General features: G+C 47.4%; 23 protein-coding genes, 1 tRNA gene and 4 pseudogenes. 18 read left to right on the top strand and 10 right to left on the bottom strand.

Translation table 11 applies throughout. From position 1 onward, the window contains the following. Positions 1-105: 105 nt before the first annotated feature. Together LH23_RS12935 and LH23_RS12930 are read right to left on the bottom strand one after the other, a co-directional pair. Positions 106-1,293 carry a sensor histidine kinase gene (locus tag LH23_RS12935; RefSeq protein ID WP_039291639.1) on the bottom strand — a complete coding sequence of 396 codons (1,188 nt, stop codon included), beginning with the start codon at positions 1,291-1,293 and terminating at the stop codon, positions 106-108. Beyond that, the gene (locus LH23_RS12930; RefSeq protein ID WP_039291636.1) at positions 1,290-1,988 is read right to left on the bottom strand and encodes a response regulator; all 699 of its coding nucleotides are present in this window, start codon (positions 1,986-1,988) and stop codon (positions 1,290-1,292) included. Before LH23_RS12930 ends, LH23_RS12935 begins: the two co-directional genes overlap by 4 nt. Before the next feature lie 125 nt (positions 1,989-2,113). On the opposite strand from LH23_RS12930, the gene LH23_RS12925 reads away from it, so the two are divergent. Both LH23_RS12925 and LH23_RS12920 read left to right on the top strand, forming a co-directional pair. After that, complete coding sequence (locus tag LH23_RS12925; protein WP_039291633.1) at positions 2,114-2,902, top strand: MipA/OmpV family protein; 789 nt, start codon at positions 2,114-2,116, stop codon at positions 2,900-2,902. 359 nt (positions 2,903-3,261) lie between these two features. Beyond that, positions 3,262-3,600, top strand: coding sequence for a helix-turn-helix domain-containing protein (locus LH23_RS12920; RefSeq protein ID WP_039296651.1), 339 nt, complete (start codon positions 3,262-3,264; stop codon positions 3,598-3,600). 113 nt (positions 3,601-3,713) lie between these two features. Here LH23_RS12920 and LH23_RS12915 read toward each other — a convergent pair whose 3' ends face one another. Next, positions 3,714-4,475, bottom strand: coding sequence for an SDR family NAD(P)-dependent oxidoreductase (locus tag LH23_RS12915; protein WP_039291630.1), 762 nt, complete (start codon positions 4,473-4,475; stop codon positions 3,714-3,716). Positions 4,476-4,594: 119 nt separating this feature from the next. On the opposite strand from LH23_RS12915, the gene LH23_RS12910 reads away from it, so the two are divergent. From LH23_RS12910 to LH23_RS24390, 8 genes and pseudogenes are all read left to right on the top strand, one after another. Then, positions 4,595-5,467, top strand: a complete 873-nt coding sequence (locus LH23_RS12910; protein WP_231560123.1) for a LysR family transcriptional regulator — start codon at positions 4,595-4,597, stop codon at positions 5,465-5,467. Between the two features lie 432 nt (positions 5,468-5,899). After that, positions 5,900-7,095: pseudogene (locus tag LH23_RS12905) on the top strand (tyrosine-type recombinase/integrase). Between the two features lie 411 nt (positions 7,096-7,506). Further along, positions 7,507-8,685 (top strand): hypothetical protein, encoded by a 1,179-nt coding sequence (locus tag LH23_RS12900; RefSeq protein ID WP_039291623.1) that lies wholly within the window; start codon positions 7,507-7,509, stop codon positions 8,683-8,685. Then, positions 8,675-10,441 (top strand): ATP-binding protein, encoded by a 1,767-nt coding sequence (locus LH23_RS12895; RefSeq protein WP_039291620.1) that lies wholly within the window; start codon positions 8,675-8,677, stop codon positions 10,439-10,441. The genes LH23_RS12900 and LH23_RS12895 overlap by 11 nt, the downstream gene beginning before the upstream one ends. A 769-nt stretch (positions 10,442-11,210) precedes the next feature. Then, positions 11,211-12,131 carry a hypothetical protein gene (locus LH23_RS12890; RefSeq protein ID WP_156108032.1) on the top strand — a complete coding sequence of 307 codons (921 nt, stop codon included), beginning with the start codon at positions 11,211-11,213 and terminating at the stop codon, positions 12,129-12,131. A gap of 96 nt (positions 12,132-12,227) precedes the next feature. Further along, entirely contained in the window at positions 12,228-12,815 is a 588-nt protein-coding gene (locus LH23_RS23095) for a hypothetical protein (protein WP_052050218.1), read from the top strand. 188 nt (positions 12,816-13,003) lie between these two features. Continuing rightward, positions 13,004-13,379, top strand: a pseudogene (locus LH23_RS12880) (integrase); the annotation flags it as partial. 125 nt (positions 13,380-13,504) lie between these two features. After that, positions 13,505-13,891, top strand: coding sequence for a DUF6678 family protein (locus LH23_RS24390; protein WP_331280454.1), 387 nt, complete (start codon positions 13,505-13,507; stop codon positions 13,889-13,891). Here LH23_RS24390 and LH23_RS12875 read toward each other — a convergent pair. Together LH23_RS12875 and LH23_RS12870 are read right to left on the bottom strand one after the other, a co-directional pair. Continuing rightward, positions 13,874-15,097 (bottom strand): FRG domain-containing protein, encoded by a 1,224-nt coding sequence (locus tag LH23_RS12875; protein ID WP_039291615.1) that lies wholly within the window; start codon positions 15,095-15,097, stop codon positions 13,874-13,876. The genes LH23_RS24390 and LH23_RS12875 overlap by 18 nt on opposite strands. A gap of 420 nt (positions 15,098-15,517) precedes the next feature. Then, positions 15,518-16,626 (bottom strand): IS3 family transposase gene (locus LH23_RS12870; protein ID WP_374733224.1). Its coding sequence is split into 2 segments (ribosomal slippage): positions 15,518-16,365 and positions 16,365-16,626, totalling 1,110 coding nucleotides; the frame shifts between segments, so codons are not numbered across the junction. 103 nt (positions 16,627-16,729) lie between these two features. On the opposite strand from LH23_RS12870, the pseudogene LH23_RS23970 reads away from it, so the two are divergent. After that, positions 16,730-16,897, top strand: a pseudogene (locus tag LH23_RS23970) (transposase); the annotation flags it as partial. Then, a pseudogene (locus tag LH23_RS23090) lies at positions 16,893-17,348 on the top strand (tyrosine-type recombinase/integrase); the annotation flags it as partial. The pseudogenes LH23_RS23970 and LH23_RS23090, both read left to right, overlap by 5 nt. Positions 17,349-17,447: 99 nt before the next feature. Here LH23_RS23090 and LH23_RS12855 read toward each other — a convergent pair. Both LH23_RS12855 and LH23_RS12850 read right to left on the bottom strand, forming a co-directional pair. Further along, positions 17,448-17,535, bottom strand: a tRNA-Ser gene (locus LH23_RS12855). A gap of 157 nt (positions 17,536-17,692) precedes the next feature. Further along, a complete protein-coding gene (locus LH23_RS12850; protein WP_039291607.1) occupies positions 17,693-19,318 on the bottom strand; it encodes an ABC transporter substrate-binding protein in 1,626 nt (541 codons plus the stop codon). Between the two features lie 226 nt (positions 19,319-19,544). On the opposite strand from LH23_RS12850, the gene yccA reads away from it, so the two are divergent. After that, positions 19,545-20,204 (top strand): FtsH protease modulator YccA, encoded by a 660-nt coding sequence (yccA, locus tag LH23_RS12845; protein ID WP_039291604.1) that lies wholly within the window; start codon positions 19,545-19,547, stop codon positions 20,202-20,204. Between the two features lie 136 nt (positions 20,205-20,340). Continuing rightward, on the top strand, positions 20,341-20,670 hold the full coding sequence (gene tusE / locus LH23_RS12840) for a sulfurtransferase TusE (RefSeq protein ID WP_008461270.1): 330 nt from the start codon (positions 20,341-20,343) through the stop codon (positions 20,668-20,670). On the opposite strand, the gene yccX is transcribed toward tusE, so the two are convergent. Next, positions 20,667-20,957: an acylphosphatase gene (gene yccX, locus LH23_RS12835; RefSeq protein WP_039291602.1), complete on the bottom strand. Its 291-nt coding sequence runs from the start codon at positions 20,955-20,957 to the stop codon at positions 20,667-20,669. The two genes, tusE and yccX, sit on opposite strands and share 4 nt — an antisense overlap. Positions 20,958-21,119: 162 nt before the next feature. On the opposite strand from yccX, the gene rlmI reads away from it, so the two are divergent. Both rlmI and hspQ read left to right on the top strand, forming a co-directional pair. Beyond that, positions 21,120-22,310: a 23S rRNA (cytosine(1962)-C(5))-methyltransferase RlmI gene (gene rlmI, locus LH23_RS12830; protein ID WP_008461267.1), complete on the top strand. Its 1,191-nt coding sequence runs from the start codon at positions 21,120-21,122 to the stop codon at positions 22,308-22,310. A 61-nt stretch (positions 22,311-22,371) separates the two neighbouring features. Further along, the gene (gene hspQ / locus LH23_RS12825; protein WP_008461265.1) at positions 22,372-22,689 is read left to right on the top strand and encodes a heat shock protein HspQ; all 318 of its coding nucleotides are present in this window, start codon (positions 22,372-22,374) and stop codon (positions 22,687-22,689) included. A 29-nt stretch (positions 22,690-22,718) separates the two neighbouring features. On the opposite strand, the gene LH23_RS12820 is transcribed toward hspQ, so the two are convergent. After that, on the bottom strand, positions 22,719-23,132 hold the full coding sequence (locus LH23_RS12820; RefSeq protein ID WP_039291600.1) for a CoA-binding protein: 414 nt from the start codon (positions 23,130-23,132) through the stop codon (positions 22,719-22,721). Positions 23,133-23,300: 168 nt separating this feature from the next. Here LH23_RS12820 and csgI point away from each other — a divergent pair, with 168 nt between their 5' ends. Together csgI and mgsA are read left to right on the top strand one after the other, a co-directional pair. Continuing rightward, the gene (gene csgI / locus LH23_RS12815) at positions 23,301-23,948 is read left to right on the top strand and encodes a curli synthesis inhibitor (protein WP_039291598.1); all 648 of its coding nucleotides are present in this window, start codon (positions 23,301-23,303) and stop codon (positions 23,946-23,948) included. Positions 23,949-24,047: 99 nt separating this feature from the next. Continuing rightward, on the top strand, positions 24,048-24,506 hold the full coding sequence (gene mgsA / locus LH23_RS12810; protein ID WP_008461260.1) for a methylglyoxal synthase: 459 nt from the start codon (positions 24,048-24,050) through the stop codon (positions 24,504-24,506). On the opposite strand, the gene helD is transcribed toward mgsA, so the two are convergent. Next, positions 24,507-26,561 carry a DNA helicase IV gene (gene helD / locus LH23_RS12805; protein WP_039291595.1) on the bottom strand — a complete coding sequence of 685 codons (2,055 nt, stop codon included), beginning with the start codon at positions 26,559-26,561 and terminating at the stop codon, positions 24,507-24,509. Between the last annotated feature and the right edge of the window lie 67 nt (positions 26,562-26,628).

Here is a 26,628-nt window from a genome sequence, read left to right as displayed (position 1 = left end):
AAATTTAAAAAATCGGACAGTTTATATTTTGGGGTCGATGGGACGCAGCACAGCATCCCGACGCATAGCTGCAGTTTACCCTGGCACCGGCGTGGTACGAGTAAGTCAGGTTTCATCTTCGCTGAGCGGCACGGGCAAATTTATCGTCATCAGCAACCCGCCCTCAGCAGGCAAACTGGCGCGGATATCCCCGTGGTGCGCGTGGCAGATTTCTCTGGCAATAGAAAGCCCAAGCCCGCTACCGCCTGAATCTCTTGCCCGCGAACGTTCTCCACGGGTGAAACGCTCAAAAATATGAGGCAGATAATCCCCGGCGACGCCCGGCCCGGTATCAAGAAACTGGATTTCAATGCGCTGGTCAAGATGGCTAAAACAAATAGACATGCGATCGCCCCTGCTGCAATAGCGAAGCATGTTCTCAATGATAATGGTGAAGACCTGCCCCAGGCGAGCTTCATCCCCTGAGTAATAGAATTCATCCTCCGCCTCAACGGCGACCGACATCCCGGCCGCTTCCAGCTGGGGTTTTAGCCATGCTAGCCGCTCGTTCAGGACTTCAGAAAGCGAGAATACGCCGTGCTGGAGCGAGAGCTGCCCCGCGCTCGCCAGGGAAAGGAAATGCAAATCATCGGTCAGGTGACTGAGGTTTTTTAGCTGGGTCATCACCATATTCAGCTGTTTTTCATCCGCCGGAAACACATGATCGATCATGCCCTGCAGTCGTCCCATCGCGGCGGTGAGCGGTGAACGTAGTTCATGTGCAGCCGCTACGTGCGCGGCCTTCAGTTCCCGCTCGTACAGCGCCAGCTGGCTGATCATTTTATTGAAATTGCTGGCAAAGCGAGTCACCTCCGCCGGGCATTCATCTACACGTTTCGCCTGTTGATTGAAATCCCCCTGGGCCACTATCTCCGCGACGTCCGTCAGGCTGCGAAACTGCGCGGCAAGCGGGCGCGTGGCTCGTAAACAGCTGACAATCACAAACGGGGTCGCCATCGAAATAAAGATGAACAGCCAGCCCCAGTTGAGAGAGCTGATGGAAGGCGTGCTGTATTCAATTCCCCAGCGAGCGTCCACAATTTGATGGAAACGAACAATGTCTAAATCAGGGTTCGCCCGCAGCGTCAGAAACTCCTGGTAAGCGGCAGGCGACATGTGGTGCACAACCCAGTAATACTGCACCGCATAGATGCTCCACATCGCCAGCACGATGAAAAACAGGACGCTGACGGCCACCACGATGATACGAATCGATATCCACACCAGGAGCGATTTGCTCTTTTTGTTGTTCATGGTTTGCAGAACCTGTAGCCAATGCCGCGCACGTTCAGAATGAGATTATCGATTCCCGCTGCCTCAAGCTTTTTCCTTAAGTTATAGACATGCGTGTCCACCACTCGCTCCAGAGCGTCGCTTTCCGGGAGGCACTCTTCGAGCAAAAACTGGCGGCTGAGCGGCCTCGTCGGAGCACGCATTAGCGTTTTCAAAATAGAAAACTCGGTTAGCGTTAAATCCAGGCGTAACGGGGGAGCTCCCTCAGGTAAAGCCTGTGCCACCATATTGGTAACATCAACCTCCAGTGCACCCCAACGTAAAATATCTTCTGCGGGGAGTTGGTTGGCCTGGCTGCGCCTGAGCACAGCCTGCACCCTGGCCATGACTTCGCCGGGATTGTAAGGCTTGACCACATAGTCATCGGCGCCGTAGCGCAAAGCGCCGATCTTGTCATAAGGCTCGCCCATGGCGGTGATCATGATGACCGGGGTATTGCCCTTTCGCCTGACGGCCGCAAGAATTTCCGTGCCGTTCATCCCGGGGAGCATGACGTCCAGCAAAATAAGATCGGGCTTCCAGGTGACCACCGTATTCATACCCGCCAGGCCATCCCCTGCCACCGAAACGCTATAGCCTTCGCGTTTAAGATAGGCCTCTAACACATTTGCCGCGTCGGCGTCGTCTTCAATCACCAGGACCCGTTTATTTTTCATTAAATGTTACCTTGACAGTTTCTTCACAAATCCCTGGTTGTTCATTGATAAGCCCCCAGCATAATCCTTTTACTGACTGAGTTAAGTATGCACAAAAATATAAACACCTGACGATGAGAATCATAATGTTAACGAAGAAAAGCATAAAATACCTAATCACGCCGCTGATAATCTCCGGTATTTCATCTGCGTATGCAAGCGAATTTAATTCTGATGAAACTGTGACAACCTTTGGCCTTGGTGCTATATCCTCGCCGCGATACAGCGGAGCTAATGAACAAAGCACCAGTGTTATTCCACTGATACATATTCAGAAGAGCAATATCTTTTTTGATTCCATGAATGGGCTTGGCATTCACCTTCAAAGCGATAATGGCTTATATTTAGAGCCAACATTAGGCTACGATTCAGGCCGCACGGATAAAAATTCAGGTTGGCGAAAAGGCTCAAATAAACTTAAAGGTATGGGGGATATTTCTTCCACGGTCAATTCGGGTATAGCTTTGGGATGGGCAGCCGCCCCCTGGCTGGTTTTTGAAGGTAAAACAACGCTGCCGTTAAACGATGGCCAGGGCGTATCTTATTCCACATCAATTAATTATATTCCTATTATGAACGAAGATAATACGCTGACATTTCAAGCCAGCGCGTTATTCGGTGATGCTCGTTACATGAATACCTGGTATGGGGTCAATGAACAGCAGCACAGCCGTTCAGGCTTCTCGCGCTACAGCAGCGCCGGCGGGTTTTACGGCACGGAAACCAACCTGACGCTGACCCACCAGTTCAGCGAGCACTGGGGAGGCTTGTTTAATCTGAGCTATGCCTGGCTTGATAAAAAGGCTTCCAACAGCCCCATCGTTATGAGAAAAGACGGCACAAGCGGCACGCTTGCCATCAATTATACTTTCTGATCGCTTATGCCATCGTGTATTCATTAAAACAGCAGGCCGAAGTTCAATTATGAAGATCGCACTTATTGTGATTTTCATCTTCGTGGCATTCCCCTCCTCAACGGGAATCCATGATATTAAAGCGTGCCTGTATGCAAAGGGTGATTTTAACGCCTGTAATAATACCCACGTTAAAAGCATACATTCAAAACATCACACTAAATCACCCTTATATAAAAACAACATCAAACGTTGTAATACAGATAAAACAAAAAATCTTAATCATTATTTTTTATCCTGCCATCTTAGAAATTTCATTAGGTCGCTACTGCTGCGTTCAACGCATAAATAATCATTTACTAACAGAGAGAGATAAGAGCATGAAAATTTCCGCCAAAGTCATTGAAACCATCTCCGGGTGGATCGATAACAATATTCACCGACGATTACGAATAGAGGATGTTGCTCGCTATTCTGGTTATTCCAAATGGCACTTCCAGAGAATTTTTTTATATTATAAAGGCGAAAGCATAGGCCGTTACATCAGAATCAGAAAATTACAGCTGGCGGCACAAGATCTCAAAAACACCCAAGAGCGAATCGTCGATATTTCGGTAAAGTACGGATTTGATTCGCAGCAGAGTTTTAACCGACTTTTTACCCGCAGCTTTAAGATGTCGCCAGGAACTTACAGGAAGGCTAAAGGTGTACGGGGGTGATGAACAAAATCGGCACTTTCGACGCGTTATCCCGCCCCCGGGGGAGAAATCGGAGTGATCACCAGCGACCATGTGATAAAAATGATCTTAATCACATGGCCTTGATTTAAAATCTATTGCCTCATTCCACCTATGTTAAAACCGCCATCGACCATAATTTCCTGTCCTGTAACATAGCTGGCATCATCAGAAAGTAGCCATGCCACTGTGCCGGAAATGTCATCAGGAACACCATTGCGCTGTAACAATGAGCGTGAAGCGAGTGCATTAACTGTATCTTTGGGTAATGCTGATGCTGCCATTGGCGTGAGAATGACCCCGGGGCTAACAGCATTAACTCTTATGCCCCGGGGGCCACATTCCACGGCTAGCGTACGCATTATTGCAAGCAACGCTGATTTAGTTGCTGCGTAAATCCCGGCTCCGGGCATTACACCCCCCGTGGTCCAGGAAGCATTGATCAGAATAGCGCCTTTATTTATCAGGGGCAGACAATGACGGATTGTCAGAAATGTTCCTTTGAGATTAGTTTCCAGTGGCTCACTGAAATCTGCTACATCGGCTTCACCCAGTGGTTTAAAACCGCCCAGATATCCTGCATTCGCAAACAAAGCATCCACATGCCGGAAAACAGAACCCATCTGTGTAAAGGTCTCTTTAACCTGGCTTTCATTTCTGATATCACAGGGGAAAACCTCAGCAAAACCACCGGTATGATTTATTTCATCCCGTACGTCTTCGAGTATCCCCGACTGTCGGCCAAGGAGCATTACCTTTGCACCTTCTGATGCGAGCCTTATTGCCGCCGCCCGTCCCATGCCGCTACCGGCTCCTGTAACAACAACAGTTTTGTCCACGAAACGTAATTTATTCATAATTTCTCCGGATGTAGTGAAGCGCATCAGGGATGGTAATAAAATACTTTTTTAAAGATAATTGGCCTATAAATTTAATAACTTTAAAGTAAAGGTATCGAATGGATCTTTTCCGGGCGATGACTGTTTTTGCCGAAGTGGCCAAAGCCGGATCAATGAGTGCTGCTTCAAGAAAGCTGCACATTACCCCGGCAATGGTGGGCCAGCATATAGCGGCACTGGAAGATCGGCTGGGAATGCGGCTGCTGAATCGGACAACGCGCAGGCAGAAGCTGACCGATTTCGGGAGCAGTTATCTTGAACAGTGCCATGACATACTGGAAAGAGTTGCTATATCCGAAACACAGGCAGAGGGATTGCAGCATTCCTTTGGTGGAAAACTGAGGCTAACCGCTGCGGTATCTTTCGGCACAGAATGTCTCATACCCGCACTGCAGCGTTACAGGAAAATGGCACCGGATGTTGAAATCGAGATTACTCTGACTGACAGCGTCATTGATCTGGTTGATGAAGGGATAGACATTGCTTTCAGGATTGGGGAACTTGATGACAGCAGTATGATTGGCAGACCATTAATGCCATATCGCATGGCAGTTTGTGCATCACCGGACTACCTGAATGTATATGGAACCCCTGAACATCCTTCTGAACTTTTCGGGCACCAACTGCTTTCTCTCTCTACGTCATCCCGTTCACCATGGAAGCTGAGCCGAGGTGAAGAGAAAGTTGAAATTCCTGTAGAGAGCAAACTGACTGTTAACAATGGGCAGGCGCTGCGGATGGCGGCCCGGTCAGGACTTGGAATTGTTATGCAGCCAGAAATACTTCTGTCGGAGGACATAATCTCGGGGAGACTGGTACGTCTGTTTCAGGGATGGCAGATAAGAGAAAGGCAGGTATGGCTGTTATATCTCAGGAATAAAAGAATGACACCCAAAATTCGGGCTTTTATTAATTTCTCACTTGAGGAATTTTCTTCCGGTAACGTTTGAGCAAATACACAGATGAAGATTACCTTGCTGTGTACGAATGCGCTGTCCCAGAGATTCAGATGGCCCTAGAGATGCCATATCTTTCCGCCACACGTGAGGGTAACGTCCTGGATCTGCGGATAGCAGACGTCAGGCATGAAGGGATTTTTATTGAGCAAAAAGGAGAGTAAATAGGGTAGCGGAGGGCAAGAATATACCAACACGATACCAAAACAGCCCAAAGCAAAAAGGGGCTGCTTTTCAGCAACCCCTTCGAATGTTGGCGGAAGCGCAGACTGCTTTCTACAAAACTAATTCAGTCCAATACAATCTAATTAACCCTTCAATATCAGCGAGTTATTTACAATCCTCATATAAAGCTGTTCAATCACATCCACTGAAAGCCACTTCCGATGGCATACCCAATGGCATACTGAATTTGCAGGTAAAACCATGGCTGTAATTACCGATACCAAAGCACGTAACTTAAAACCAGATGATAAACCCATCCCTCACGGCATTGTCACAGGGCTCACTCTGCATCCCTCCTCAAAACGTGGCAAGGGCAAATGGGTGCTACGTTTTGTAAGCCCGCAAACGCAAAAGCGTCGCAATGCAGGTCTGGGCATCTATCCTGAAATCAGCATTGCGGAAGCCGGTAAAATAGCAAATGAGATGCGAGAACAAATAGCCTCCGGTGTCGCCCCTCTCGAATTACTACATGCCGAGAAGATAGTGATCCCTACTTTTGAGGAAGCTGCACGCACAGTCCATGCTGAACTGAAGTCCGGGTGGAAAAATGAGAAGCATGGCAAGCAATGGCTAACCACTCTTGAGAAGCATGCTTTTCAGCATATCGGGTCGATACTGCTTAACAATATAACGGCAGCAAACGTTGCAGCGGTTCTCCGTCCTGTCTGGCTGTCTCATCCTGAAACGGCGAAAAGAACGAAGCAGCGTATTCATACGGTACTTGCATGGGGCTGGGCCCATGGCTTCTGCACTGCCAACCCAGTGGATGTCGTTGGGCATTTGTTACCTCAACAGCCGAGTGGAGCACTCAGAAGGGTTCATCAACCAGCCATGCCATGGAAGAGCATCCCTCTTTTTCTGGCTACCCATATCCGACACGATGAACCCTACAATGTCAGCAAAACATTGCTGAGTTTTGTCATTCTTACTGCCTGTCGCTCAGGAGAGGCCCGAGCCATGAGATGGTCTGAGGTTGACTTCAAAAATGCTGTCTGGACTATTCCTGCAGAAAAATGAAAGCAGGGCTTATGCATCGAGTACCGCTGTCAAAGCAGGCAATGGCAATAATCGAAAATATGCGAGGTCTGCATAAGGAACTGGTTTTCCCCTCGCCACGTAAACAGATCGTTCTGTCGGACATGGCGTTGACTGTTTTTCTCCGCAGAGTTAAAGCGAAAAATGACGTTCCAGACCGGGTTGCAACAGCGCATGGATTTCGTTCAAGCTTTCGTGACTGGTGTAGTGAACATGGCTATCCCCGCGATCTTGCAGAACGTGCTTTGGCGCATACTGTCCAGAATAAGGTTGAAGCTGCGTATCATCGAGCTGACTTACTGGAGCAGCGACGCCCTCTGATGCAAGCCTGGGCAGATTACGTTTCTCCATTAGGTGGATAACAAACAAGGAGGATCGCCTTTGCCGATCCTGCTTTTTTTGTTATCAAGGAATTTTTGATTAATAGTCTTCAAAATGCTCGCTATTCCGCGATACGCGGGATTGAGCTTTCCTCCAAGGTCAGCTAAGTGCCAGTAGCAGACGTTGCTGATATCAACTGCTTTGATTAACTGGGAGCAGTCCCGCTGAAGCTTATCTTAATCTACTTCTATGGTGGTACCCGCGATGGCAAACCCTGAGTACGATGGAGTCTTAAACGACAGCGCTAAAATTGCTATTGTTCAGAGCACTAGATCTGGCAGCTTCATGAGTATTATTAAAGTCAAGCTAGCGAAATCTGAGTTGTCAGATTATAGTGTAACGCAATGTGAAAGTGCAGCTAGCATCTGACGTTGTTACATACTGAGGTCAAAATGGGACGTTCGGCCGATTACACCATCCAAGGGTTCCTGTATCAGTTCAATATGACGCTCTCTGAACTGCTTAAAGCGGCAGACGAGGCGGAAATTACAATTGAAGGAATTGTAGAAGATATTGAGGTGGCAACATTTACAGGTACTAAAGCCATACAATGTAAATACCATGAGGCGCAGTCTAAGTATTCCATAAGCATACTTTATGACCCTTTGCTTCAGATGATGAAACACTTTAAGTCAAATCCAACTGCAAAAATAAAATATCATCTCTTCGCACACTTCCCAAACAGCCCCACGGTAACTATAACCGATGTTGAGCTTAAAGGTGCTCTGAATTCAAGTAATCAAAACTTAAAAACACTTATAGCTGATGCCAAAGGTGTCGATATTAAAAAGTTTCTTGAAGTATTCTCCATCACGATTACACCAAAGTATGACGACTTGATGGAGGAGAACACTAAACTTCTTATCGCTTTGGGATTCAGTAAGAGTGAGGTTGAAGCGTTATTTTATCCTAATGCCATTCAAATAATTGGTGAGCTAAGTATCAAACATGATGAAAAATTGAGGAAAATCACCAAAAAATTATTTCTGGAAGAATTGCGTCGAATTAGATCTACAGCTATTTCACAATGGACCCTTGCATTAAAAACACGACAGAAGGTTTTGGATTCCCGACGAAAGCAACTGAAAGAAAATCTAAATTTAAATGCACGCCTGCGTTTCTTAGTAGTATTCCCTGAACTCCTTGAGGAGTTCGATAACCAAATAGTCCTTTTTATAAAATCCTTTATTGATAAATATCATTTTAAACAGGCTCATACCCACACTCCCATTTTTATATTGGATGTTCCTCAGTCTGAATTTGATGATATTGCAGAACGCTTATACAACAAGGATGTGATCCCAAATATTGGACGCCATGTTAACTCTTTCTCCGAAAAAAAGTTTTTCAGTGAACCTATTGTTACACGAGATAAAAAAGAATTTGTTCTTCGCTTTATTCGCTGGGACGATTACAGAAACCTTCATCCCAAAATTAAGGCGGATGATTTTTTTGTAATCGGAGATGGAGATGTGACAGAGTTGGATCTTCGGGATGTAAATCTTGAGGCTTTGGGTGCCGAAAAATTTGATGAAGTTAAATATATGATGGGGATCAGTAATGGCTACTAAAATTGGAGCTGTACTGTCGTGCGCGCCAGAGGCTGTCATCGTTGCAGTAGATAGTCTTGAGACGTTTGAAACTAATAAAGAGAACCTTCAGGTTGGGCGCTTTCTGAAAATTGCCCAAGGTAATCACGATTTTACAATTGCCACCATCCGTAATATCAAAGGTACTAACACCACTGATCCAGAAGGCAAGCCAGCCTGGAGCTTCCAGATTGAGTGTCAGGCTATCGGAACGCTGATGGATGATAATAATTTTGACCGTAGTAGTCTGCTGCTGCCGGTCCCAACTGAACATGCATTCATTGCTGAAAATGACACCTTAGACAAAATTTTTTCAGCGGATAGTGAGCACGACTTCCCTCTCGGCAAGCTTTCCATGAATAAAGATACCGACCTCATGATCAGCGGTAACAGATTCTTCAGTAAACACATTGCTATCGTAGGTTCCACGGGTTCTGGTAAGTCATGCACAGTTGCGAGCGTTTTGCAGAGGATTGTTGGAATTGCTGAGTGTAAAAACAGCCATAAAGATCGGCAGAATAACTCGCATGTGGTGATATTCGATATTCACGATGAATATTCTGCCGCATTCAGTTTGCAAGAAGAGGAATCGTTCACTCTCACCCGGCTAGATATTGATACCTTACAACTGCCCTACTGGCTAATGAACTCTGAAGAACTTGAAAGCATGTTCATCGAAAGTAATGAGAACAACTCTCATAATCAGGTTAGCCAATTCAAGCATGCCGTTGTATTGAATAAAGAAAAGCATAATCCGACCATTACGGAAGTTACGTATGACACGCCTGTATATTTCTCGATTAAAGAGGTATACAACTACATAGAAAACCTGAATCGAGAAGTGATTGGTCGACTGGTGGGGGAAGATAAACCAAAGCTGGCTAGTGGAGTTCTAGTCACAGATCGAACGATTTATTTCGAAAAAATTCAAGACTTTATCGCTACCTCGTCTGCGGTAGCAACTAAGGCAACCGTCGGTCCTTTCAGTGGTGAGTTCAACAGGTTTGCTTCGCGGCTGGAATCAAAACTTACAGATAAACGGCTGCGATTTCTTTTGAATGCCAAGAAAACTGACGGAAATGCACATGTTACAGACGACTTTGAGACGTTGATGAAACAATTCATTGGCTATCTGGATAAATCAAACGTGACTGTCATCGATTTAAGCGGTGTGCCATTTGAAGTTCTCAGCGTTACAGTCAGTCTGATCTCTCGCCTGATTTTCGACTTTTGCTTCCATTATTCAAAGCTGCAACATGCCATCGGCAAGCTTAATGACATCCCGGTGATGTTGGTTTGTGAAGAGGCACACAACTATGTACCTAGGGACGGACACGCATCTTATCGGGCATCAAGGAAATCTATTGAACGCATAGCAAAAGAAGGCAGAAAATATGGCTTGAGCCTGATGGTAGTAAGTCAACGTCCCTCAGAGGTCTCTGAAACTATTTTTGCTCAATGCAACAACTTCATCTCGCTACGTCTGACAAATGATGCCGATCAGTCTTATGTGCGACGACTATTTCCTGACAATTCCAATGGTATCACAGAGATTTTACCAAACCTTGCTCCCGGTGAGTGCGTGGTAGTGGGTGATGCGGTATTACTGCCTGCAGTTATCAAAATGCCATTGCCGGTGCCAGAACCGCACTCCCAAAGCGTTAAAGTTCATAATGAGTGGCAATCGCTATGGCGCGATGTGGCTTTCGAAAAGGTCATAGAACGGTGGAGAAAGTAAATACCATGCCGGAATTCTGTTTCTTGATGGAGCAGGATTTGGGGACAGGGCCAGCAGCCCTACCTAACCCCGGAAAAGTTTCCGGGGTAGACTTAAATTGTATGGTAAAGCACGCGATCTGGCTCTGCTCAAGATTACTTGGGAAAGGATGCTACAGGGCTGTCTTCTGGTTAAACTAAAAAGTATTGGTGTCTTACAACACTTCGTATTGCAAATTGTGCTTTAAGTGGCTGTGAAAAGAATTGCGAACTTCCGCTATTCGCTCTCAGCAGACCTTCAGCTTCACGTGCTTGTCTGCTGAGTGCCAGAAGCGGAAGAAGTTAACAACAGCATGTGTTGAACAACAGGGAGCAGGTCTTTGTCCGTAGCGATTCAGAAGTAGAACCTGATAACCTGACACGCTATTGGCTGTCTATTCAGGCAATGCTCAACACCTATTCTGACTAAAGTTTTAGTGTTATCGGCCGTTATAGTTCTGCATATCGTAAATAATCAGGGAACAGGATATTTCATCATGAATGGAATGGGCTCACAGCATCATTTAGCTAATTTTATGCATTTCATTATAGAAATCATTAAATTAGAAAAATATTCTGTAATTTTCTCACTGAAACTCTCCTGGCGGTTCGACTGGCATTTCCAGACCTGCCTGACCCAGTCTCTTTTAATGAGGGCAATCAGCCGATAGCGTGCTTTCCTTCAAAAATATTAACTGGCCTGAGGGGATCGCTCTAATTCAGTGAATTGTTAATAAAAATGATAAGGTCTGGTGATTAATATGTTACTCCCTGGGTATGAACCAAGGATTGGAACAAGTCTAGCTAAAGTAGAGTATGAACTTTCTCTGGAGTATCAACTCGAGAAAGTAATTTGGTGTGCTGAGAAATTCAGAGAAAAATTAAAAACAGATACACACGTAAATGATTTAGATCATGACACTTATTTCTCATTGGACACATTAGTAACAGCAACAGCCACCTTAGTTGAATTTTATTATTCCAATGTTATTTACTCGCTTATTAGTACAATTATTGATGAGCCCAAAAAAGTCGAATTCAGAGGTCTCGATGAATCTAACTTAGAGCAAAGAAAAAAAGAAATCTTCAGAAACTTCAGGATTGGAGAGCTAACCCAAGGGGATGATAATTTTAAAAAGGCGCATCGCAAAAAATGCAGTGAACATTTCGATAAATATTTAGAATTTATTATAAGCGGCCGTTACGATGTACTTTTTGAAATCAATAACCATATTAAACATAATGGTCGACTACGCGGATTCTACCTTAAGATACGCTCAACCCGAGAAGAATTCATTAAGAGTCATTTCCTGTTATTTACCAATGAGAGTGAGTATTTATTTAAGAATAAAACCATCAAGAAACTGTTAGAGGCTGACTATAACAGCGCATCAGAAAACATATCAGAATTGGTGATTGGTGATATGACCTGCAGCATTGTTAAAAAATATGGGAACTTTACTTTCTTTTCAATGGATAATGTAATATATGTTAAATCAAACATCGGCGCGGGCCTGACATCTAACTCTATTGTTCACATGTCATATCGACTAAGTCTGGAAATTCTTGGCCACCTGATTAATGCAAAAAAAGGCCAGATTACGACATTAAACAAACTGAACCAATTCAGGAAGAAAATAGAGTGTGAAATGGAAAGTATCACCCTCGTGTAAGAATAGATAATAAAAATCCTGAGAGTAAAGCCCCTGTTCTGATACAGAGTGATTTATTCTTTTCTTCTAAGATATCCAACCCCTGAAGGGTTTAAAATGTATCTGAATATAGACTTTACTTCTCCCAAAAAAAGACCAGATGAATCGCCACAAGAAATGTGGGAGTTACAGATAAAGCTCGATGAATGCGCTCAGGAGCTTTTTGGGCCAAGAAATCCACACAAAAATCTTCTTCAACCTACGTTCGTCGCTGATGGTCCGCATGTACGTAACACTCTGCCTCTGGATGGTGGGTATGCGGAGCTCAGTTTCAATGCTGCTGGATATTGGCCTACAGCTATCTATGAACTCGCGCACGAGACGGTTCATCTCTTGGATCCCCGTCCGGGCTATCCTGTCGGTAAAGGTGCAACTTGGTTCGAAGAAGGACTAGCTGTTAACTTTTCTCTCGCTGTTTCACGATCAACTGGAAATCAGAACAAAAAGGTGCATGTAAAAAAATACAAAATAGCCAACACATTATTCTCAAGGATTGATGGAGATCTGTTTAGTCGGGCAAAACACATCAGAAGCTTAAGTGGTCATTTTGGCGATGCGACCATGCAGGATATTCTTTCAGTCTCATCTAACCTTCCCTTACAAGTCGCAGAGAAGCTTGCATCTTCTTTTAATCCTAAAACTTAATCGCTTATGCAATGCCTGACTTTTATCCTTTAAATGGTGCCTCACTTTGAGCATGTTCGGTCGTCGCCTTGTAGTAATTAACCATAGCTTTTTTGATTAATAACTCCCTCCATAGGGTCCTCTGTGTCCGTAGATCGCTCATAATGGACAACCATACTCAAATCTCCCACATTGCAGGAGATTTGAGTATGAAGACGTCACCGTGGAACAAAGACCGTATCATCGGCCAAAAAAGACCACTTCAGATATCTCATATCTGGGGGATCCGAATCCGGCTTGAACTGGAAGGTAAAACGCGTGATTTAGCTCTATTCAATATGGCCTTGGACAGTAAGCTACGAGGCTGTGTTCTGGTCAAACTCAAAGTATCTGATGTTGCATATGATAGCTCTGTTTCAAGCAGAGCAACGGTGTTGCAACAGAAAACCGGTAGCCCTGTCCAATTTGAGATAACCAAAGGAACAAGAGAAGCTGTTACTGCATTGATAAATGCTTGGCAATTTACATAGTAAATACTTCCTGTTCCAGTCTCGGGTCGGTACTTGCCAACACATATCAACCCGGTAATACAACCGAATTTTTCGTGGGTGGGTGTACTTACAGGAAGAGTACCGTCTGATGGCTGTAAACCCGGAAGTCTCAAAAAGTGCGTGGAACTAAAGTGGGTGTACTTACACTCGGAGGTTCAAATGCTTTGTAGCTGCATGAATAATATAAAACGGAATGAAATTCGCCTCGCAATGTTTGGCATGGAATCGCCTCCCTTGTGGAAAATTACTTTTATCAATGGCTATGAATCCGCGATTGATAGTAAGTGGTTTTATCATTTCAATGAGGGAGGCTATTTGGATATCCATTATCTTGATATTTTGACTAAGTCAGTTGAACAGCATGCCACGGTTGGAACTATCCTTCGGGCAATTCATCTACCTGGGGTTGAGACTTCAACCGTGAAGTGGTTTACTGAATTTGGCCACCTCCATAGGAGGAGGTGTTTATGCAGGGATAAAAAACGGAGTCTAAGTCTCCGTTTGTGGAAAGTGAATATTTGTGCAGTCTTATATACTACGTTTTGAAACAATATCCCCTTGCAAAACCTCCGTGAACGACATTATCTCAGGGTAAATAAATTTCTTATTGAAACCGTAAATCTCCAACTCATTTCGAATATCAATCACACTATCCTTTGGGATTACAATTTTAATCAAGCCACTATTTTTCGGTATCTTTGATAACGAGTCATGGTCAATTTCAAGAATTGTATTATCTTCATCAAATTTTGATGGCGGGAAAACACCCCCTTCAATTTTGTCACAAAACATAAGTACTCCCTGCTGGTTCTTCACCCTCTGATTAATAGGCAATGGTTTAATTATTGTTATATGATCATTATAGATATCAATTACATCATGACTTCTGCTATAATTTGAATTCATATCTGAAAGATATAGACAAAGCCAATTAAAAACATGTTCTGCGAGAGACCCTTCCACAGTTTTATTTCGCAAAGTCACTCTACTATACAAATCAAATATATTTGTTTGAGAGTTCAACTCAACAAGACGTCCCGCACCGAAATCATTCATATAGGGCATAATTGAACTATAAAACCCTTTGGTAATCTCTTCCCATTTTGAATATGAATTCTTTGTATTAGTGTATGCCATGTAATTTTCGAGATAGAATGCTTCACATAAACCATATACATTTTTGTTAACAGACTTAGCCGCTTCAATTCTCTCAAGAAAATTGACACTTGTACATTCAACGACAGAATTATCAGGTTCATTCCAAAGAGCAAAAACGGCCGCATCTTCATCTATTGTATTATCTGCGCTAGTACACTTGTTACAATGCTTTTCTTTTTCGGTAGCAAAGTATAATGCAACCAAAGGACTATATGTCCAGTCAATAACTCTCGTCGATAAACCATAGTGCTGTGCAGTCACATGGTAGTCCATTTCATTCATGCTATAACCATTAATGATGTTTACATCAGGAAAGATAACATGCTGATCTCTGAACTCCGCGAAAAGCTCATGTGCTAAACCATACTTAGAAATATCGTCAGTATGCATAACCCCAGTAATGAAGTTATATCTCCTCAAATTAATCGGATTTAATTTAGCTCCATTAAGCAAACGACTTAAACTCGAATTTATTCCATAACTTGCGTTTCCTTGCCCTCTATAATAAACATCCTTGCCCTTTTCTGAGGGATAGAACTCCTTCACAACCTTTAGAAAATCGCCAACACACTTTATCGTTACAATATTTTCCATAGAACACCATATTAGAGAGTGATAGTAGATCAGATTTTTATACTTAATTTTGTAAAGTATGTATGTACTACTCTTAGAGATCTGGTTTGTTGCCTCTACGCCTGGTCATAAATTCACCGCTTATGCTCTGGCGTTACCTCCTCTCAGATTGCCACTGAATGAACAAGTATCAAGATTATGAATAAATTATAATTGAGGTACAGTAGCCGACATGTTAGGAGATAGCTACTTTTTAGTTTAAGCCCGTAATTAAGTTATGGGTCAAGCAGCTTCTTGTGTAAGCACAACCGTTTTAGTTCCACGCACTTTTTGATATTTCTGTGACCTGCTCCCCGTTGATTAATACACACCGATGTTAGTAATGTCTTCATATGACCCTGACCCCGAATATGCTCCAGTCATAATCAGGAATAACCGGCCTCATGTTGGCTGCATATTCTTGCAACCGACAGACTTCTCGGCAAATTCAGATGGCGTCATCCAGCCCAGCGCAGAATGGGGACGTCTCTGGTTATAGTGTATGCGCCAGGCCTCGATTTTGCACCGTGCATCCTCCAGGGACATGAACCAGTTCTCGTTCAGACATTCCTGCCGCAGCCTGCCATTAAACGACTCCACAGTGGCATTGTCCGTCGGTGTTCCCGGGCGTGAGAAGTCTATACGGATCCCTCGTTCATATACCCATTTGTCCAGCATTTTCCCTGCAAATTCAGAGCCATTATCGGTTTTCAGTAATTGTGGTAAGGACCGTCTGAGCGCAATGGTGTTCAGCATCTCTGCGACCTCCGTTGAGCGCAGATTCTGGCCCACGCAGATCCCCAGACATTCGCGGGTGTAGAGATCAATTACCGTCAGCAGACGTAACCGACGCCCGTCAAATAAGGCGTCAGAGACAAAGTCCATGCCCCAGATATGATTCGGATACAACCCCTGAGGCTGGGGCTGCCGACGCTGTGCCGATTTATTCCGGCGCGGGCGTTTGAGACGCAGGGACAACCCCTGCTCACTGTAGAGCCGGTAAATGCGTTTATGATTATCCCGCCAGCCCTCCCGCCTGAGCATGACGTGAACCCGGCGGTAGCCATAGTGGACCCGGGTTTCGGTGATCTCCCTGATACGCAGGCGTAGCGCACTGTCGTCTGCTGCCACAGAACGATAGCGGAAAGAGCTGCGGCTGATCCGTAGCGCAAAACAGACCTGCCGCTCGCTGGCCCCGTAGCGTGCCTGCAAGTCCCGGACCCATTCACGCAGACGCGCCAGCGTCAGGTCTTTTTTGCCAGTACATCCTGCAGCATGGCCTTGTCGAGGCTCAGATCGGCAACCAGCTTCTTCAGCCTGAGATTCTCTTCCTCAAGCTGCCGCATGTGCTTCAGCTCCGAAGGAGAAATCCCGCCGTATTTCTTGCGCCACGTATAGAACGTGGCATCGGAGATGCCCAGTTTGCGACAGACGTCCGGCACGGACGTCCCCAGTTCAGCCTGCTTCAGGGCAAAAACAATCTGTTCTTCGGTGAATCGTGATTTTTTCATCGGCACCACCTCCGTTCAGGGAGTGTAGATCATGCCGGAATTCTGTTTCTGAATGGAGCAGGATTTCGGGTCAGGGTCACATAAGCCACATGAGGACATTCCCATGAAGAAGCGTTTTTCCGACGAACAGATTGTCTTTACCCTGAAACAGGCCGAACTGGGTATGAGTGTGCCCGAAGTCTGCCGTAAGCTGGGCATCTCCGATGCCACGTTTTACACCTGGCGAAAAAAATATGGCGGGATTTCCCCTTCTGAGCTGAAGCACATGCGCCGCGCGCGAAGGAGACGTACTGGATCTGCGGATCGCAGACGTCAGGCATGAAGAGATTTTTATTGAGCAAAATAAAACGGGTAAAAAACAGATCAAGCAGTGGTCCCCTCGCCTCCGGTCGGCGGTTGACCTGGCTATTGAGAAGTTGTCCGGAAGGTCTGCGGCCGGCTTTCTGATTCCCGGGCCATCAGGCGGAGCCATGAATAAGAAAACGTTCAACACCTGGTGGAACAAGGCAAAGAAAGCAGCAGCGATAAAGCTGGGTCGCACCGTTCCTGGAACGTTTCACGATATCAAAGCGAAGGCTATTTCAGATTACGAAGGAAGCAGCAGAGACAAGCAGCTTTTCTCTGGCCATAAAACTGAAAGTCAGGTGACGACGTATGACCGCAAAGTGAAAATTTCACCAACACTCGCGGCACCGGTATTGAGCAAAACAGAGGGAGAATGAGGGAGCTGAAGGCAAGAATATACCAAGTGAATATACCAACACGATACCAAAACAGCCCAAAACAAAAAGGGGCTGCCTTTCGGCAACCCCTTCGAATGTTGGCGGAAGCGCAGAGATTCGAACTCTGGAACCCTTTCGGGTCGCCGGTTTTCAAGACCGGTGCCTTCAACCGCTCGGCCACACTTCCAACGAGGCGAACTATAAACATACCCATACTTCATGTAAAGCACGATTTTGTTCAATCGCCTGAAATTTCATCATATTTGTGTTATTTGCCTGAAACAGCAGCAACATGTTCAGTTTCAAACCGCTTTTTCTGCCCTCCGGGGAGGGCAGCGTCGGCATCAGTGCTTTTTGATGTAGAGATCCTGGGTTAAATATTTGCCCAGCGTGCTCGGTGCATAACCCCCTACGTAAGGTTTCACCAGTTGAACCTTCACATAGTGGTAGATAGGGATGGTCGGGACGTCTTTCGCAAGAATATCTTCGGCCTGCTGATAGTACTTCGCACGTTCTTCCTGGGTAGTGGCCTGTGAAGCTTTAGCGATAATCTCATCGTAGGCAGGATTGCTGTATTTGGAACTGTTCTGGCTATCGCCAGTACGGAAGTTGTTCAGGTAGGTCGCCGCATCATCGTAGTCGGCAATCCAGCCGTAACGCACCAGGTCATAATTACCGGTACGTTTGGTATCCAGCATGGTTTTCCATTCCTGGTTTTGAAGCTTCGCTTCAACGCCGATGTTTTTCTTCCACATTGAACTAGCCGCAATGGCAATGCGCTGGTGCGATTCCGAGGTGTTATAAAGCAGGTTGAACTGCAGCGGATGCTTCTCGTTAAAGCCCGCCTCTGCCAGCAATTTCTTCGCCTCAGCGACACGCTTATCGTGGCTCCAGCTGCCATACTCCGCAGGCTTAAGTGTTATCCCGCCAATTTTAGGCTGGCTAACCAGCCACGCGGGCTTTTGCCCCTGCCCTAACACCTTACCGGCGATGATGTCTTTATCCAGGGCCAGATTCAGCGCCAGGCGAACGCGTGGGTCGTTAAACGGCGCTTTGGTGGTATTGAATTCATAATAGTAAGTGGACAGATAAGGCGTGATATGGACCTGATCCGGAATGGATTTTTTAAGTGAGGCGAAAAGCGTTTCAGGCACGGTATAGGTGATATCAATCTCGCCCGCTTTATAGCGGTTTATATCTGCTGTACCCGAAGTCACAGGCAAATAAGTCACCTTATTAATCACCGTATGCGCATCGTCCCAGTACTGCTTATTACGCTCGCCGACGACTTTTTCGTTCACCACCCACTGCGACAGCTTATACGGACCGCTGCTCACAAAGTTGGCCGGCTGGGTCCATTTGTCCCCAAATTTTTCTACTGCAGCTTCGCTCACCGGTACCATAGAGGTGTGGCCGAGCATCAGCAGGAAGGCCGACGTTGGCTGGTCCAGCGTCACCTGAACGGTGTTGGCATCCAGCGCCTTCACGCCCAGGCTATCGACCGGCTTTTTACCTTCAGCAATGTCATTGGCATTTTCGATGTGCATCGTGCCCGGATAAGTCGCGTAAGGGGAACCCGTTTTAGGATCGACTAAACGCTTCCAGCTCCAGACCACGTCCTGCGCGGTGATAGGTTCACCGTTGGACCATTTAATGCCCGGACGCAGATGGAACGTCCAGACTTTGTTGTCCTGGTTATCCCATTTTTCAGCCAGATGAGGTTCGATAGAGCCATCGTTTTTGACGCGAATCAGGCCGTCAAAAAAGTCGCCGATGATATTACTTTCAACGTCGCTCTCCACTTTATGGGGATCCAGCGATGCCGGCTCACTGCCGTTGTTACGCACCAGCTCCTGTTTGGCTGCAAGCTCGGTTCCTGGCGGAACGTCTGCTGCCCATGCGCTGGAAATAGCGCTGAGCAGACCCAGAGCAACCAATGATTTTGAAAATGTGTTGTTGTTTGCTTTCATGACCTACGCCTTATTAATGTTATTTAACGACGGTACGGCTAACACTCTTAGTCGGCTTTAGGTAATAAAGCAATATTTTTCAGCCACCTATAAGTGGGTGTTATGGCATTAATTTTGTACAATGTGATAAAGTGCACGAGGTAAAGATGGGTAAAAAGGCTTTTGTCTAATAAAGGCGGGCATTATGCTCATGACCATAAAACACCTGTAAAAGAGAGAGTTTAGAATGGATCGCATTATTACCTCCTCGCGTGACCGTTCGTCACTGCTCAGCACCCACAAGGTGCTACGTAATACCTATTTCCTGCTGAGTTTAACGCTGGCATTTTCCGCGTTGACGGCAACCGCCAGCACCGTATTGATGCTGCCTTCTCCAGGGCTGATTCTGACGCTGGTGGGTATGTATGGCCTGATGTTCCTGACCTACAAAACTGCGGATAAACCGGTGGGCATTCTGTCTGCATTCGCCTTTACCGGCTTCCTGGGCTATATCCTGGGGCCAATGCTGAATGCGTATCTGTCCGCAGGCATGGGGGATGTTATTGGCCTGGCGCTGGGCGGTACCGCACTTGTCTTCTTTAGCTGCTCTGCTTATGTGCTGACTACCCGTAAAGACATGTCCTTCCTCGGCGGCATGCTGATGGCGGGCGTGGTGGTTGTGCTGATAGGTATGGTGGCTAACATCTTCCTGCAGCTCCCGGCTCTGCACCTGGCAATCAGCGCGGTGTTTATCCTGATCTCTTCTGGCGCCATCCTGTTTGAGACCAGCAACATCATCCGCGGCGGCGAGACGAACTACATCCGCGCGACCGTCAGCCTGTATGTTTCTCTTTACAACATCTTCGTTAGCCTGCTGAGCATCCTTGGTTTTGCCAGCCGCGACTAACTGATGCAGTAACCCCTAAAAGAGAATGCCTTGTGCATTCTCTTTTTTTTGCCCTCAATCCTGCCGCATTCCGCCCTTAAGCCCACAGAGAAAATTTGCTACACTTCGCCCGATTTGACGTAAATAGCGGATAACTATGTTGACCTTTGAAGGCAGAGAAATAGAGACAGACGCCGATGGCTACCTGAAAAATAGCCAGGAGTGGAGCGAACCGCTGGCGGAAGAGATTGCCGCCAAAGAAGGCATTACCCTGGCGGTAGAGCACTGGGAAGTGGTTCGCTTTGTGCGCGAGTTTTATCTGGAGTTCAATACTTCCCCAGCCATTCGCATGCTGGTTAAAGCCATGGCAAACAAGTTCGGCGAAGAGAAAGGCAACAGCCGCTATCTTTATCGCCTGTTCCCGAAAGGTCCGGCCAAACAGGCCACAAAAATCGCTGGCCTGCCAAAACCGGTGAAGTGTATCTAGTAGCGGATACCAAAGTTGACCCATTCGCGTTCGGGTTGATGCGGTTCAGTCAGAACTTTATCAACCCTGGCGCTACGTGGCCCGCCGGCTTTTAGCCACGCCAGCAGCTTTTCAATCTGCTCCGCCTCTCCGCAGGCCACCACCTCCACGCTGCCATCATCCAGGTTACGGGCATAGCCGGTTAAGCCCAGTTTTTCGCCCTCACGCTGCGTGCTGTAACGAAAACCCACGCCCTGGACCATCCCGTGTACCCAACACTTCACGCACTGTTTTTCTGAACTCATCATTGCCTCTGTCTGAACGCTCAAACTTGCTCTCAGTCTAACAAACCGCGCCACTTTTTCTTTGGTAGCAACCCACACAGTGAGGCTTTTCACGCGAATAAATTGCAATTAGCGGCCTCAGACCGGAAAATGGCGCCCATTTCTTAGCGAAGCAGCAAATAAATTATGAGCGTACGTTTAGTGTTAGCCAAAGGGCGTGAGAAGTCGTTATTGCGCCGTCATCCATGGGTTTTCTCTGGGGCCGTTGCGCGCCTGGAAGGCAAGGCCAGTCTCGGTGAAACGGTTGATGTGGTGGACAGCCAGGGCAAGTGGCTAGCCCGCGCGGCATATTCCCCTGAATCACAAATCCGCGCCCGCGTCTGGACCTTTGATCAGGCTGAAAGTATTGATATCGCCTTCTTTACCCGCCGCCTGCAGCAGGCCCAGCAGTGGAGAGACTGGCTGGCTAAGCGTGATGGACTGGACAGTTACCGTCTGATCGCCGGTGAGTCTGACGGCCTACCGGGCGTGACCATCGATCGTTTTGGCAACTTCCTGGTGCTGCAGCTGTTGTCTGCCGGCGCAGAATATCAGCGTCCAGCCCTCGTTGCCGCCCTGCAATCTCTCTACCCTGAATGTTCTGTTTACGATCGTTCCGACGTAACCGTACGTAAGAAAGAAGGCATGGCTTTGACTCAGGGGCCGGTCAGCGGTGAACTGCCTCCTGCCCTGCTGCCTATTGAAGAACACGGCATGAAGCTGCTGGTAGACATTCAGGGCGGGCATAAAACAGGTTACTACCTCGATCAGCGAGACAGCCGTTTCGCCACTCGCCGCTACGTTGATAATAAACGCGTCCTGAACTGCTTCTCCTACACCGGTGGTTTTGCCGTTTCTGCGTTGATGGGTAACTGCAGCCAGGTGGTCAGTGTGGATACTTCCCAGGATGCGCTGGATATCGCCAGAAAAAACGTAGAGCTGAACAAACTTGATCTCAGCAAAGCCGAGTTTCTTCGTGATGACGTGTTCAAACTGCTGCGCAAATATCGCGACCAGGGCGAGAAGTTCGACGTTATAGTGATGGACCCACCTAAATTTGTTGAAAACAAAAACCAGCTGGCGGGCGCCTGCCGCGGCTATAAAGACATCAACATGTTAGCGATTCAGTTGCTGAATCCAGGCGGTATTCTGATGACCTTCTCTTGCTCCGGGCTGATGACCACAGATTTATTCCAGAAAATCATCGCCGATGCCGCCGTAGATGCCGGGCGTGATGTACAATTTATAGAGCAGTTCCGTCAGGCGGCCGATCACCCGGTGATCGCAACCTACCCGGAAGGGCTGTATCTGAAAGGGTTTGCCTGTCGAGTCATGTAGCTTGAAAAGGCGGAAATTGCCCGCATATTCGTATGCAGAGTAATGTTCCCGGGAGGTGACTATGATTGCCAGCAAATTCGGTATTGGCCAGCAGGTTCGCCATTCTTTACTGGGCTATCTGGGCGTAGTGGTCGACATTGACCCCGAGTATTCGCTCGATGAGCCGCAGGAAGACGATCTGGCCGACAATAGCGCACTCCGCGCGGCGCCGTGGTACCACGTTGTCATGGAAGATGAGGATGGCCAGGCGATTCATACCTATCTCGCCGAAGCTCAGCTCAGTTCTGAAGATGACGACGAGCACCCCGAACAGCCGTCGATGGACGAACTGGCTGCCTCGATACGCCAACAGCTTCAGGCCCCACGCCTGCGTAACTGATAAAAAACCCCGCCTAAGCGGGGTTTTTCTTATTTCGCCAGCCCAAGACGAGGTATTTCAATCGCCGGGCATTTATCCATCACAACGCTTAATCCCGCATTCTGCGCCAACACCGCGGCCTGCTCATTAATCACGCCAAGCTGCATCCAGAGTGTTTTCGCTCCCACAGCGATGGCTTCCTGCGCCACACCCCAGGCTGCCTCAGAATTACGGAACACATCAACCATATCAATTTTCTTCGGGACGTCCGCAAGCGTGGCATAGCCCTGCTGCCCTAACAGCGTTTTACCCGCGACCTTCGGCGACACGGGAATAACCTCATAGCCTTGTTTAATCAGGTAATCCATCACCCGATAACTCGGACGATCGGGCTTGTCGCTGGCCCCCACCAGAGCAATGGTACGGGTAGTTTTCAGGATATTTTCGATATCACTTTGTTTCATAGCGCCCCCTAAGATGTTGTCTGAAGTGTATGCCAAAGCCCGCCCCCCAGCCATCTTTCTACTGGAAACTCAGGCGCGCAATTTCTGAAAATATGTCTATATGTTAATAAATAGGTCTTAGGAAAAATTTTGAAACATCCACTCAGCATGTTCACCAGGGAGAGTGAAATGAGAGCAGGTCTGCCACTTGCAGGGCTATTATTGATGATACCAACCCTGGTATGGGGAACCACACTGCGTCTTTCCGCCGACGTGGATTTACTGGTCCTGGATGGTAAAAGGGTTTCCAGTTCGCTTCTTAAAGGGGCTGACAGCATCGAAATAGATAATGGGCCGCACCAGCTCGTTCTGCGAATTGAAAAAAAGTCGCTCAGCACTCGCAACCGCCCCCCAGCGATATCTCCGCCGCTGGTGATCAGTTTTGACACCAAAGAGATAGACCAGGTCAATATTGTTCTGCCGCTAAAAGATCCCAATCATTCGGCAGCCGCTTTTCAAATTAAGCTGCTGGATAGCCAGGCTCACCCCATTCCCATCCGAACCGATATTCTGGAGATAAAGCCCGACCCAACCGGAACGGATTATGAAGAAGAAACTCAGCGCTATAATAAATCAGGGAAAAAAGCGTCAATGCCCGGATTCGCGAACCTCAAGGTCAACGAAAGTATGCAACTATTTTCCCTGGTGAATCCCGACTTTCCACCTGCACAATCTGAAGCACTCACAGAGCAGCGGCTGAGATACTGGTTCAGTCAAGCCGATAAGCCGACGCGGGCACGTTTTTTACACTGGGTAAATGAGACACCCAATCCATAGCAATGCCTCGAGATACCTCGCTTTTTTGACGTTCTACTCTTGCAGCTCCTGGGGCTTTGAGTAATCTGTTAGCAGCCTAAAACTACCCAGGAAAAGAGAATGGAACTGACTACCCGCACCCTTGCGGTAAAAAAACATATCGCACTGGTTGCCCACGATCATTGTAAGGACGCGCTTTTGAAGTGGGTACAGCGTCATAAAGCAACGCTTGCCAACCACACACTCTATGCCACCGGGACAACAGGTAATTTAATTCAGCGAGCAACTGGCCTTGAAGTCAACGCCATGCTCAGTGGCCCAATGGGGGGAGACCAGCAGGTAGGAGCCTTAATTTCTGAAGGCAAAATTGATGTCCTGATTTTCTTCTGGGACCCGCTCAATGCCGTTCCTCACGACCCTGACGTTAAGGCCCTGCTGCGCCTGGCGACCGTGTGGAATATCCCGGTCGCCACCAACCTTTCTACCGCCGATTTTATTATTCATTCACCGGGCTTCAATGAAAGCGTGGATATTCTTATCCCGGATTACCAACGCTACCTGAATGAACGCCTGAAATAATCAGGGGCGATTAGCCGCAGGTACACCCAGCCGTTTAAGTGCCTCAACAAAGACAGAAGGTTCCTGCTTGTTGAACATAAGCCAGACCCGATGGCGGGCTCGCGTTAGCGCGACATAAAGTAAACGCCGCTCCTCTGCATCCGGGAAATCCTCCGGCTGTGGCAGGAGCGCCTGTTCCATGATTGACTCACGCGCGGGCGCAGGAAAACCATCTTTTCCTTCCTGTAAACCAAGAATGATCACATAGTCTGCCTGCTGTCCTTTGCTCGCATGGATGGTCATAAAATCAATATTGAGCTTAGGCCATCGCGTCGAGGCTTTCTCCAGGCTTTCCGGGCGCAAATGGTGATACCGCGCCAGCACCAAAATTCGCTGTTCGGGCAAAGCGTACCCACTAAGTTTGTCCAGCAAATCATCGAGCCTGTCATCGGCAAGCAGAGTCACTGCTTTTTTGTCCCCTTTGGAGAGGCTATTGAGGGGCTTACGCAGCTGATACGGGTTTTGCTGTACAAAACCGTTCGCAATCTCGCCGATGCGATCGTTAAAGCGATACGTGGTATCCAGCGCACAGCTGTCGCCTTCCCCAAAATGGTGGCTGAATGCCGTGGTGAGCGTCATTTCCGCCCCGCTAAACCGGTAGATAGCCTGCCAGTCGTCCCCCACTGCGTAAAGTGAGGTATGGGAGTTCTGCCGTCTTAACGCGGCTAGTAAGGCGGCCCGCTGGGGGGAGATATCCTGAAACTCATCGACAAGGATATGCTTCCATGGGCTGATAAACCGGCCCTTTTCGAGCACGTTAATTGCCTGATGAATAAGACCGGAGAAATCAACCGCCTCCTCGGCTTTAAGAGCAGCCTTCCAGCTTTTTAACAACGGTGCCATCAGCTTAATACGCTTAGTGAAAAGCTCCCTGACCTCTTCCGGTGCGCTGTCTATCATTTCTGCCTGAGAACCTCCGTGCATCCGCATCAGGCCGAGCCAGCGATCGAGCCGGCTGGCAAGCCTCTTCGCCAGGCGTTTGTCCTGCCAGTATTCACCCTCCGGAACATCCCACTCCAGCTCTTCGCTAAGCCACTGCCGCCAACCTTTGGCCATCGCTTTTTTTTCCCGGCATTGCTGCTGCCAGCTGTCAATCAGCAACTGATGACGAGCCGTAGTATCACTCTCTAGTTCGCTGATTCGAGGAACTTTTTTACTCCCTTGCTGAATGATGTGCAGCGCCAGTGAGTGGAAGGTCCTGGCGGAAATAGCCTCTGTATTAAGGCGGCTGACTATACGTTCATCCATTTCCTGTGCGGCCTGACGGCCAAAGGCTAAAAGCAGGATTTGCTCCTCTGTTGCTTCGCCGCGCTGTAGCAACCACCCAGCACGCGCCACAAGCACAGAGGTTTTGCCGCTACCGGCCCCAGCCAGTACCAATAGGGAATCCTCTCCATTCACCACGGCACGGGCCTGGGACGGATTCAGCGGCGAGCTTTCAACCTGATCAAAGAAAGCAGCATATTTTTCCAGCATCCGTTCGGTGTAAACGTTATTGCGCTGATGTCGACGCTCTTCACCCTGTTCAAGCCAGGCTTTACATATGGCCCACGCTTCGCGACAGTTTTCAAACTCACCGAGTCGGGCATGCGGCAGTGGGAGAGCTGAAATAGCTGCACGCAGATTATCTTGTAATGCCTGCATATCACTTCGCCGGAACCACACCTCTTTTCGGGTACGCCTCGCTATCTCTTCACGTTGAGCGGTTAAAACTTCAGCAGCCACATCGCTCATCTCCGCGCTCCAGTTAAGCCAAAGCGAATTCAGATGGTGGAAAAAACGCTGGGTCTCCGCCCATTCTGTACCGTGCAGGCGAACAACCTTGTCTTCAGGAAGAACGAATTCCAACTCGCCCCAAACCAGACCACGTTTACAGTTAATCGCTATTAACTGATTGAATGGGATAAGATATTCATGGCGGTCGCCTTTGACCTCAACGCCGGCAGGTAACAGTTTGACCCGATTATAAGGGTGCTGTGCCAAATGCTTGCCGAGAGAAGTTGATTTGAGTTCCATTACGTTGCCCGATCCGATGTGGGAATTATGACTCAAGTTTAACTGCCGATGGAATGACGCTCCAGAG

It is taken from the genome of Cedecea neteri (genome assembly GCF_000758305.1).
GTDB lineage: Bacteria > Pseudomonadota > Gammaproteobacteria > Enterobacterales > Enterobacteriaceae > Cedecea > Cedecea neteri_C.
The sequence above is the reverse complement of the archived record's forward strand: the minus strand, read 5'-3'. Positions and strand labels throughout refer to the sequence as shown.

Bases quoted from the DNA above. Each gene is read 5' to 3' on its own strand.
- rlmI (WP_008461267.1), top strand. From the start codon at position 21,120: ATGAGCGTACGTTTAGTGTTAGCCAAAGGGCGTGAGAAGTCGTTATTG.
- helD (WP_039291595.1), bottom strand. From the start codon at position 26,561: ATGGAACTCAAATCAACTTCTCTCGGCAAGCATTTGGCACAGCACCCT.
- LH23_RS12920 (WP_039296651.1), top strand. From the start codon at position 3,262: ATGAAAATTTCCGCCAAAGTCATTGAAACCATCTCCGGGTGGATCGAT.
- tusE (WP_008461270.1), top strand. From the start codon at position 20,341: ATGTTGACCTTTGAAGGCAGAGAAATAGAGACAGACGCCGATGGCTAC.
- LH23_RS23095 (WP_052050218.1), top strand. From the start codon at position 12,228: ATGTATCTGAATATAGACTTTACTTCTCCCAAAAAAAGACCAGATGAA.
- hspQ (WP_008461265.1), top strand. From the start codon at position 22,372: ATGATTGCCAGCAAATTCGGTATTGGCCAGCAGGTTCGCCATTCTTTA.
- LH23_RS12930 (WP_039291636.1), bottom strand. From the start codon at position 1,988: ATGAAAAATAAACGGGTCCTGGTGATTGAAGACGACGCCGACGCGGCA.
- LH23_RS12900 (WP_039291623.1), top strand. From the start codon at position 7,507: ATGGGACGTTCGGCCGATTACACCATCCAAGGGTTCCTGTATCAGTTC.
- mgsA (WP_008461260.1), top strand. From the start codon at position 24,048: ATGGAACTGACTACCCGCACCCTTGCGGTAAAAAAACATATCGCACTG.
- csgI (WP_039291598.1), top strand. From the start codon at position 23,301: ATGAGAGCAGGTCTGCCACTTGCAGGGCTATTATTGATGATACCAACC.
- LH23_RS12820 (WP_039291600.1), bottom strand. From the start codon at position 23,132: ATGAAACAAAGTGATATCGAAAATATCCTGAAAACTACCCGTACCATT.
- LH23_RS12935 (WP_039291639.1), bottom strand. From the start codon at position 1,293: ATGAACAACAAAAAGAGCAAATCGCTCCTGGTGTGGATATCGATTCGT.
- LH23_RS24390 (WP_331280454.1), top strand. From the start codon at position 13,505: ATGCTTTGTAGCTGCATGAATAATATAAAACGGAATGAAATTCGCCTC.
- LH23_RS12895 (WP_039291620.1), top strand. From the start codon at position 8,675: ATGGCTACTAAAATTGGAGCTGTACTGTCGTGCGCGCCAGAGGCTGTC.
- yccX (WP_039291602.1), bottom strand. From the start codon at position 20,957: ATGATGAGTTCAGAAAAACAGTGCGTGAAGTGTTGGGTACACGGGATG.
- LH23_RS12875 (WP_039291615.1), bottom strand. From the start codon at position 15,097: ATGGAAAATATTGTAACGATAAAGTGTGTTGGCGATTTTCTAAAGGTT.
- LH23_RS12925 (WP_039291633.1), top strand. From the start codon at position 2,114: ATGTTAACGAAGAAAAGCATAAAATACCTAATCACGCCGCTGATAATC.
- LH23_RS12915 (WP_039291630.1), bottom strand. From the start codon at position 4,475: ATGAATAAATTACGTTTCGTGGACAAAACTGTTGTTGTTACAGGAGCC.
- LH23_RS12910 (WP_231560123.1), top strand. From the start codon at position 4,595: ATGACTGTTTTTGCCGAAGTGGCCAAAGCCGGATCAATGAGTGCTGCT.
- LH23_RS12850 (WP_039291607.1), bottom strand. From the start codon at position 19,318: ATGAAAGCAAACAACAACACATTTTCAAAATCATTGGTTGCTCTGGGT.
- yccA (WP_039291604.1), top strand. From the start codon at position 19,545: ATGGATCGCATTATTACCTCCTCGCGTGACCGTTCGTCACTGCTCAGC.